The 8,911-nt window shown below is 71.0% G+C and carries 9 protein-coding genes and 1 riboswitch; of the genes, 4 read left to right on the top strand and 5 right to left on the bottom strand.

What is annotated here, in order from left to right; genetic code table 11:
• Positions 1-37 precede the first annotated feature (37 nt).
• The 5 genes from NS283_RS09235 to NS283_RS09215 form a co-directional block, all read right to left on the bottom strand.
• The gene (locus NS283_RS09235) at positions 38-1,360 is read right to left on the bottom strand and encodes a hypothetical protein (protein ID WP_058596572.1); all 1,323 of its coding nucleotides are present in this window, start codon (positions 1,358-1,360) and stop codon (positions 38-40) included.
• Between the two features lie 129 nt (positions 1,361-1,489).
• Positions 1,490-1,813 carry a DMT family transporter gene (locus tag NS283_RS09230; protein WP_058596571.1) on the bottom strand — a complete coding sequence of 108 codons (324 nt, stop codon included), beginning with the start codon at positions 1,811-1,813 and terminating at the stop codon, positions 1,490-1,492.
• A 10-nt stretch (positions 1,814-1,823) separates the two neighbouring features.
• A riboswitch (guanidine-III (ykkC-III) riboswitch) is annotated at positions 1,824-1,889 on the bottom strand.
• Positions 1,890-1,951: 62 nt separating this feature from the next.
• On the bottom strand, positions 1,952-2,812 hold the full coding sequence (locus NS283_RS09225) for a CPBP family intramembrane glutamic endopeptidase (RefSeq protein ID WP_193752656.1): 861 nt from the start codon (positions 2,810-2,812) through the stop codon (positions 1,952-1,954).
• The gene (gene trmB / locus NS283_RS09220; RefSeq protein ID WP_058596570.1) at positions 2,809-3,534 is read right to left on the bottom strand and encodes a tRNA (guanosine(46)-N7)-methyltransferase TrmB; all 726 of its coding nucleotides are present in this window, start codon (positions 3,532-3,534) and stop codon (positions 2,809-2,811) included. The genes NS283_RS09225 and trmB overlap by 4 nt, the downstream gene beginning before the upstream one ends.
• Before the next feature lie 56 nt (positions 3,535-3,590).
• Entirely contained in the window at positions 3,591-4,424 is an 834-nt protein-coding gene (locus NS283_RS09215; protein WP_058596569.1) for a DUF3097 domain-containing protein, read from the bottom strand.
• Positions 4,425-4,546: 122 nt separating this feature from the next.
• On the opposite strand from NS283_RS09215, the gene NS283_RS09210 reads away from it, so the two are divergent.
• The 4 genes from NS283_RS09210 (at position 4,547) to NS283_RS09195 (ending at position 8,758) form a co-directional block, all read left to right on the top strand.
• Complete coding sequence (locus tag NS283_RS09210) at positions 4,547-6,580, top strand: TPM domain-containing protein (RefSeq protein ID WP_058596568.1); 2,034 nt, start codon at positions 4,547-4,549, stop codon at positions 6,578-6,580.
• Between the two features lie 91 nt (positions 6,581-6,671).
• The gene (locus NS283_RS09205; RefSeq protein WP_058596567.1) at positions 6,672-7,427 is read left to right on the top strand and encodes a PspA/IM30 family protein; all 756 of its coding nucleotides are present in this window, start codon (positions 6,672-6,674) and stop codon (positions 7,425-7,427) included.
• Positions 7,428-7,493: 66 nt separating this feature from the next.
• Entirely contained in the window at positions 7,494-8,306 is an 813-nt protein-coding gene (locus tag NS283_RS09200; protein ID WP_058596566.1) for an arginase family protein, read from the top strand.
• Positions 8,303-8,758 (top strand): hypothetical protein, encoded by a 456-nt coding sequence (locus NS283_RS09195; protein ID WP_058596565.1) that lies wholly within the window; start codon positions 8,303-8,305, stop codon positions 8,756-8,758. Before NS283_RS09200 ends, NS283_RS09195 begins: the two co-directional genes overlap by 4 nt.
• Positions 8,759-8,911 lie beyond the last annotated feature (153 nt).

The following is an 8,911-nucleotide window of genomic DNA, read 5'->3' as shown; positions in this document are numbered from 1 at the left end:
CGCCATCGCGGCGTCGCCCCCTCGTCCTTCGTTCAGGTCACGGGTTGCCGCGGGTCCAGAGCAGAAGGATCGCGACGACCTGCAGGACGAGGCACCCGACCAGGATCGCGGCACGGCGACGCGGGGTCGACGACCAGCGCTCGTCGGCCATCATCGGCGCCATCGGCATGAGCAGACGGAACGTGCTCTGCTGCGGGAGGAACACCGCGAGGATGTAGACCCCGTAGCTGAAGGCGTAGGAGACGACCATGAGCCCGAGTCGGCGGACCGGACGCGACCACATCAGCGCGAGGAAGGCGACGATCAGGGCGATGACCAGCACGATGCCGACGACACCGAGATGGGTACCCGCCTGGCGGAACCAGGGCGTGAACGGCGTGAACGCGTCGTTGCCGACGTAGTCGAGCCACCAGCCGAGCTCGGTGCGGATGTAGGCGTTGTGCGTCCCGGTCACGTACTGCGCGATGTGGTTCCACGACAGGCCCGCGATCGCGATCGTGCCACCGGTCACCATGAGCGACGCCCACTCGCGGACGGGGAACGGGTCGACGCGGCGACGGAGGAACCGAACCAGGAAGACGATCCCGAGAGCGAGCCCCAGGGCGAGGACGCCCGGCCGCGTGTACGCGGTGACGAGTCCGATGGGGAGGATCCACAGGTACATGCGCTTGATGGCGAGCAGCATCGCGCCGAACATCAGCGCCATGAACAGGCCCTCGCTGTAGCCGATCACGAAGAGGAACGACATCGGCGCGAAGGAGAAGAACACCACCGCCCACCAGGCCGGCTGGGGCTTGGTGACGGTGCGCAGCAGGAGGAAGAGCAGCCAGGTGGCCCCGAGGCTCGCGCCGAGGCTGAGGAGCACCGCGATGGGCTGCCACCCGAGGCCCGTGGCATCCGAGAGAACGCGGACGAGTCCGGGGAAGACGGGCAGGAACGCCCAGTTGTTGGGGAGGATGTCACCCGACACGTTCATCGGGAGCGACATCGGGTACCCCTGCGCGGCGATCTGACCGTAACGGTCGGCGTCCCAGCCGGTGAGGTAGTCGAAGAAGGTGCCGAGGCGCTCGCTGTCGGGACCGAAGCCCCAGCGCGCGGCCTTGGCGATCGAGTAGAAGCCCCACAGGAAGCCGAAGTTCACCGCGCGTGCGACGGCCCAGAGCAGCAGGACACGGGTGAACGATCCGCGCTCCACCGGCACCGCGCCCTGCGGCGGACGCAGGACGTCTTCGCCGTACTGCCGCAGTGCACGACCGATGCGCGATCCGCGCAGACGGTCGAGTCGGCGGTATCGGCTCGGTCGCTCGATGACGCGCGAAGGACGTGTCGGGGAGGCAAGCTCGCTCGGCGGTGCGCTCACTCGGAACCTTTCACAGAGGAAGATGTGGGCGAGTGACGACGGTGTCGGGCCCGGACAAGTGCAGTGAAGCCAGATCGTAGCGGATCAAACCGAACGTTCCATCCGGTTGACATTCAGAAAAGTCCCTGGTCAGTGGGTGTCACCGACCAGCTTGAGGCCGACGACGCAGCCGACGAGCCCCAGCACGAGCAGCACCTTGACCAGCGAGAGCGCCTCCGCGCCCGTGGCCATCGCGAAGACGACCGTGAGGGCCGCACCGATCCCGACCCACACCGCGTACGCCGTACCGGTGGGAATCTCGCGCATCGCGAACGCGAGTCCGCCCATGGATGCCACGAGCGCGACGCCGAAGACGACGGTCGGCCAGAGCCTGGTGAATCCCTCCGAGCGGCCGAGCGCGGTGGCCCAGACCGCCTCGAGGATTCCGGATGCGATGAGAACGATCCACGACATGGCTGTGCTCCCTGGCCAGTCTTGTCGCGCTCCGGGTACTGATCCCTCGTCCGGGGACGCGATCGAGCGTCCTCCCTCCACGGTAGAGAACGCACCTGGGCAGCGCCCGTGCAGCGACGCCAGCACCCGGGACGCGCGTCAGAGCAGGAAGATGGATGCCGCCGACGGATTGTGCGCGTGAACGAGCACGCCGAAGACCACGGCGTCGAAGAGCAGGTGCACCGTCACGACGTACCAGAGCGAGCGGGTCTTCAGGAAGAGGAAGCCCTGGACGATCGCGAAGGGCACGGTGAGCAGCGGTCCCCACGCCTGGTAGCCGAGCTCCCACAGGAACGAGACGAACACGATCGCCTGCAGGAGGTTCGCGGTGAGGTCGGGGAAGTGCCGTCGCAGCAGCACGAACACCGTGCAGATGAAGAACAGCTCGTCCCAGATGCCGACCGCGCCCACGCCCACGAACAAGCGCGCGATGAGGTCCGGCGTGTTCACGACGGGCCAGTTCGTGTAGACGCCCGAGGTGATGAAGTAGAACGGCAGGATCAGGTACCCCAGCACGATCACCCCGGCGAGCCACGCCCACTGCCACCACGTCCACCGGCCGCCGCCGCGCCAGGGGAAGCGGATCGCATAGTCGCGGTAGACGAAACGCGAGACGACGTAGGGAACGACCACCGCGCCGCCCAGGGCGAGGGTGAACCGCACGAAGGCGGCGTTGTCGAGCTCGGCGTGCAACGGGATCAGGCTGACGATGAACTGCCCGATCGCGACGAGTGACACGTCGCGGGCGATGCTGGGCTGCTGGCCACGCACGAGGGGAACTCCGGCGCGTCGATCGACGAGGATTCCGGATGCCACGGCGAGCGCCAGCAGCAGCCACCCGAGCCACACGATCTGGACGACGAACAGCACGGGGGCGGCGAGGCACACCAACAGCGCCGGGAGGAGCTTCGGCGTCCACGTGGAACGCTCGCTCACCGGCACCGCGGTGTGCGCGGTCACGGGGAGACCCGTGTATAGGTCAGGTCGCGGATGTCGCGGCCGACCCGGAGACCCTTGCGCTCGAAGGCGGTGAGCACACGGCCGTCGAAACGCTCGGCCCACTCCCCCGCGAACGCCCGCTCGAAGCCATCGGCCTCATCGAGCACGTCGCGCATCTGGTCGGCGTAGTCCTGCCAGTCGGTCGCGAGGCGGAGCGTGCCACCGGGGCGGAGCGCCAGCGCGGCGACGCGCGCGAAGTCGGGGGCGACGAGGCGCCGCTTCGTGTGCTTGTTCTTGTGCCACGGGTCGGGGAAGAACACCCAGAGCTCGTCGACGGATGCCGCGGGCAGCATATGCTCCAGCACCTCGGGGGCATTGGCCTCGACGAGGCGGAGGTTCTTCACGCCCTCGCGGTCGGCGTCGAGCATGGTGCGCGCGAGGCCCGCTGTGAAGACCTCGACCGCGAGGAAGTCGGTGTCGGGGTCGCTGGCTGCGGCCGAGACGATCTGGTGGCCCTGCCCCGAGCCGATCTCGACGACGAGGCGGGCCGAGCGGCCGTAGACCTGGACGAGGTCGACGGCACTGCCGGCCTTGACGCTCGTCGCCGCCGCGGCCCGCTCCACGGGCAGCAGGTAGAACGGCGAGAGCTCGGCCCACGCGCGGTCCTGCGCCTCGGACATGCGGCCGCTTCGACGCACGAACGACACCGGCTTGTCGCGGAAGACGGGGGCGGCGGCATCCATGTCGTCCAGGCTAGGCGAGCCCTCCGGTGTGTGCCGGACGGGCACCTTGCGGCCGCTCACGGGACGGTCACGAAATCGATGAGTTCCTCGACGCGGCCGAGCAGGGCCGGTTCGAGGTCGCGGAACGTGGTCACTCTCGACAGGATGTGCTGCCAGGCGCGGGCGAGGTCGGCCTGCTCCTCCGCGGGCCAGCCGAGGGCGCGGCAGACGCCGACCTTCCACTCGATCGAGCGGGGGACCTCGGGCCAGGCGGCGATCCCCAGGGCACGGGGCGTGACGCACTGCCAGACGTCGACGAAGGGGTGACCAACGATGCGCACGTGGGCGCCGTGCCGCCCCCGCGCGATCTTCTCGGCGATGCGCGACTCCTTGGAGCCCGGGACGAGGTGATCGACGAGCACGCCGTAGCGTCGCTCGGCGGTCGGGGGCTCGGCATCCAGGGTCTGTTCGAGCAGGTCGACGCCCTCGAGGAACTCGACGACGACGCCCTCGGCGCGCAGGTCGGCGCCCCAGACCTTCTCGACGAGCTCGGCGTCGTGCTTGCCCTCGACGAAGATGCGGCTCGCGCGCGCCGTGCGGGCGCGCTGGTCGTCGACGGCGAAGGACCCGGATGCCGTGCGCGTACGACCCTTCGCGGCGGCGGCCGGGGCGGTCAGCACGACCGGCTTGCCGTCCACGAGGAAGCCTCCGCCGAGGGGGAAGAGCCGGCGCTTGCGGAAGCGGTCCTCGAGTTCGACGTTCATGCCCTCGACGCGGGTCACGGCACCCACGAAGTCCGTGCCGGCGACCTCGACCACCAGATCGACGGATGCCGCCACCTGGGCGGGCTTCACTCGTCCGGCGTCGCGCCAGCCGCGGGCGAGCACATCGGTGCCGTAGCGGTCGTCCATACCTACCTCCGAGCATTCGAGCCTATGCGGCGCTCGTGTGCGCTGAGAGCGGACGCGCCGCTCCTACCCCGGTGTCGGAGGTCGTTTATAGAGTGGTCGGGTCCGCAGCCGAAGGGGGAGGGATGCGAAAGCCCGGTGCCGCGAAAGCGACGGTGGCTCTGCTCGTGCTGGCCGCGGGGGTGCTCGGGTGGCCGCTGTCCGCGGCGGCCGTCCCCCCGCCCGCGCTGGGGTCGAGCTACGTCCTCGATCAGGCCGACGTGCTGACCAACGCGCAAGAGGCCGAGGTGCAGTCCCGGTTGCTGCGGCTCACGAACGAGACCGGCTTCGACATGTGGGTCGCGTACGTCGACGAGTTCACGCAGCCCGAGGCGGCTGCGGACTGGGCCAACGAGACGGCGAACCGCAACAACCTCGGTCCGCACCAGTACCTGCTCGCCGTCTCGGTCGGCGGCCGCGCCTATTACCTGTCGGGCGACGTCGATGACGGCGCCCTGACCTCGACCCAGCTGGCCGACATCGAGCAGGACCTCGTCCAGCCCGCTCTCGCGAACGGTGACTGGGCAGGGGCGGCGATCAGGGCCGCGGACGGGCTCACGGCCGCCGAGCGTGCAGCTCCCGCTCCCGCCCCGCCGACGCCCGCCGGGAGCGGGCCCGACATCGGGCTCATCGTCCTGCTCGTCGTGCTCGTACTGGCGATCGGCGGCGGCCTGCTGTGGTTCGGGCTGCGCCGTCGGCGCGCGGCATCCGGGGGTTCGTCGTCACGCGAGGAAGACATCGACGATCTCGCGAAGCGGGCGGGGTCGGCGCTCGTCGCCACCGACGACGCGGTCAAGAACAGCGAGCAAGAGCTCGGGTTCGCCCGCGCGCAGTTCGGCGACGAGGCCGCAGCCCCGTTCGTCGAGGTCCTCGCGCAGGCGAAGGCCGATCTCGACCGTGCCTTCACGATCTCGCAGCAGCTCGACGACGAAACGCCCGAGAGTCCCGAACAGCGCCGCGCGGGGTACACCGAGATCCTGCGCCTGTGCGCGTCGGCCGATGAGGCCCTGGATGCCAAGGCGTCGGCGTTCGAAGAGCTCCGCGCCCTCGAGGCCGAGGCACCCGAGGCCCTCGCGCGCGTGCAGGAGCAGCACGCCGCGGCCGCAGCCGCGCTCCCCGGCGCCGAGGCCGAGCTCGCGCGACTCCGCCAGCGCTACAGCGACGCCGCCCTCTCCCCCGTCGCCGACAATCCGGCGCAAGCCCGGGCGCGGCTCGACCTCGCCGCGCAACAGATCGCGACGGCCTCGACCGCCCTCGCCGCGGGTGACACGGGCGAGGCAGCCGTCGCCCTGCGCGCGAGCCAGATGGCCGTCAGCCAGGCCGACACGCTCGAGAAGGCGGTATCGGCCCTGGCCGCCGACCTGGCGACCGCGGAGAAGCGCTGCGCCGACCTCGCTGCCGAGATCGACGGCGACATCGCCGCCGCCGGCGCCCTCCCCGACCCCGACGGCCGGATCGCGGGAGCCGTGGCGGCCGCGACGGCGCAACGCAACGCGGCGCGCGCCTCGCTCGGCGGGGAGCGCTCCGATCCCCTGGGGGCGCTCGGCACGCTCGAGAAGGCCAACGCGACGATCGATGCCGTTCTCGCCGAAGCGCGCGACGCGGCGGAGCGCCAGCGGCGCGCCGCCTCTCAGCTCGAGAGCACCCTCGTTCAGGCGCGCGCGCAGGTGTCGTCGACAGAGAGCTTCATCGCCGCTCGACGCGGAGCCGTAGGACCCACGGCCCGGACACGTCTGGCCGAAGCCGGCGCCGCCCTCGTGCAGGCCGAGCAGCTGCGCGCGAGCGATCCGGTGACGGCGCTGACGCTCGCTCAGCGCGCGGTCCAGCTCTCCGGCGAGGCCGGCTCCCTCGCCCAGAACGACGTGGGCGGGTTCGGGGGCGGCTCCGGCGGCGGAACCGACATGCTGGGCGCGATTCTGGGCGGGATCGCCGTCAACTCCCTGCTCGGCGGGGGCGGTTCGCGCTCGCGCGGCGGCTTCGGTGGAGGGTTCGGTGGAGGCTTCGGTGGGAGCATCCGCTCCGGCGGCTCCCGGTCGCGCTCCGGCGGTGGCGGCATGCGTTCGGGCGGCTCGCGGAGCAGCGGCGGCGGCAGGTCGCGCCGCGGAGGCGGGCGCTTCTGAGCCGCCGCCGCAAGCCGATCCCGGCCGTCACAGAAAATTCGTAGCATTCGACACCAGACTCGACATCGTCGCCCTAGGAAGGAACCCCCGCATGGCCAAGCAGTCCATCTTCGGTCGCATGACCACCCTCGTCCGCGCGAACATCAACGCGCTCCTCGACCAGGCCGAGGACCCGCAGAAGATGCTGGATCAGCTCGTCCGCGACTACTCCAACTCGATCGCCGACGCCGAATCGGCGATCGCCGAGACCATCGGCAACCTGCGCCTCCTCGAGCGCGACCACCAGGAAGACCGCCAGGCCGCCGCGGAGTGGGGCAACAAGGCCCTCGCCGCGAGCCGCAAGGGCGACGAGCTCCGCGCGTCGGGCAACATCCCCGAGGCCGACAAGTTCGACAACCTCGCCAAGATCGCCCTCCAGCGTCAGATCACCGCCGAGGGCGAGGCCAAGGCCGCCGAGCCGACCATCGCCGCGCAGACCGAGGTCGTCGACAAGCTCAAAGACGGCCTCAACGGCATGAAGACCAAGCTCGAGCAGCTGAAGGCGAAGCGCAACGAGCTCACCGCGCGGGCGAAGGTCGCCGAGGCGCAGAACAAGGTGCACGACGCCGTCCGCTCGATCGACGTCCTCGACCCGACGAGCGAGCTCGGCCGCTTCGAAGACAAGATCCGCCGCCAGGAGGCCCTGGCCGCCGGGAAGCAGGAGCTGGCGGCCTCGAGCATCGACGCGCAGTTCAACGCTCTCGAAGACGTGGGCGAGCTCACCGAGGTCGAGGCGCGCCTCGCCGCGCTCAAGGTCGGCGGCCCGCAGCGCGCCGCGATCGACGCCCCGAGCCCCGACCAGGTCTGATCTGTTCCGAGAGTGCATCGTCCGGCCCGCCGGGCGGTGCACTCTCGGTCTCTTCCGGAGGTACCCATGGCGCGTTTCATCGTCGCTCCGCAGTGGCAGGGCTCTTCGTCTTCTCGAGCGATGCAGCTCATCGACGGAGCCGAGGCGATCGCGGGCGACCTGCCGCGCGCCTCCACCACGGTCCTCGACGCCGTGCCCGAGGCCGGCGACGCCCAGGGCACCGCCGTCCACCGGCTCAGCGCGCTGATTCGGATGCGCGAGCGGATCGAAGACGCCGTCCGCGCGAGTGCCGATCCCGCGATCGTCGTCGGCGGTGACTGCGGCGTAGCCCTCGGCGCGATCTCCCCCGTCGCGGCCGACGACCTCGCCGTGGTCTGGATCGACGCGCACGCCGACCTGAACACCCCCGCCTCCTCCCCCAGCGGCGCGTTCCACGGAATGGTTCTCCGGGCGATCACCGGCGAGGGTGAGAACCTTCACCGCCTCGAACCCGGGATCTCGCCGTCCCGGATCGTTCTCGCGGGAACGCGGGCTCTGGATGCCGAGGAGCAGCGCTTCATCGACGAGCACGGCATCCGTGTCATCGCGCCAGACGCGCTCGCCAACCCCGAGGTGCTGGCCGAGGCGGTGCAGGCGACCGGAGCCTCCCGTGTCTACGTGCACGTCGACCTCGACGTGCTCGACCCGGCGGAGATGACCGGAGTCGCCCTGCCGGAGCCCTTCGGTGCGCGCACGACCGACGTCGTGGCATCCCTTCGTCGCCTGCGGGAGCGGGTGCCGCTCGCGGGGGCCACGCTCACCGAGTTCTCGCCGTCGTCGCCCGCCGCCGCCGTCGACGACCTGGGGACCATCCTCCGGCTCATCGGGGCCTTGGCGTGAGCCCGGTCCCGAGGCCGCCTGCCGGATGGCGAGAGCGCGCCGACCGGGCTGTCGCGCGCGGACGCTTCTGGGACCGGTTCATTCCCGGTTTCCTGCTCGACTCCCCCGTCAGCCGCGTCGGGTACTGGTACGGCTGCACCGTCGGATGGGTGTGGGGATCCCTCTGGAGCACCGGTCGCGTCGAGAAGCGCCACGGCCTGTGGGTGTTCCGCGGGCTGCCCTCGTGGGCGTATCCCCGCGGCGGCGTCTGCGTCGGCGGGTGCTTCCTCACCGGCGACGCCCGCCCGACCGACACCGTGCTCGGCCACGAGGCCGTGCACAAACGCCAGTGGCAGCGCTACGGCTTCCTCATGCCGGTCCTCTACGCCCTCGCCGGCCGCGATCCCTTGCGCAACCGCTTCGAGATCGAGGCGGGCCTGTTCGAGGGCAACTACGTGCCGCGCGGCAGCTGATCGGCGCGACCGCGCATCGTCGCGGTGCCGCCGCTTCGCGCTTCGCCGCCCCTGCGCTCAGCGCGCCGGCGCACGGCACCGCCGCCGGACGCGCATAAACGCCATCCGCTCACAGAAACACGGGCGCAGCGCGTTTACGCGCGCGGATCGCGT

It is taken from the genome of Microbacterium testaceum, from assembly GCF_001476285.1.
GTDB classification, from domain to species: domain Bacteria; phylum Actinomycetota; class Actinomycetes; order Actinomycetales; family Microbacteriaceae; genus Microbacterium; species Microbacterium testaceum_B.
This window is presented reverse-complemented; position numbering and strand designations above follow the sequence as displayed.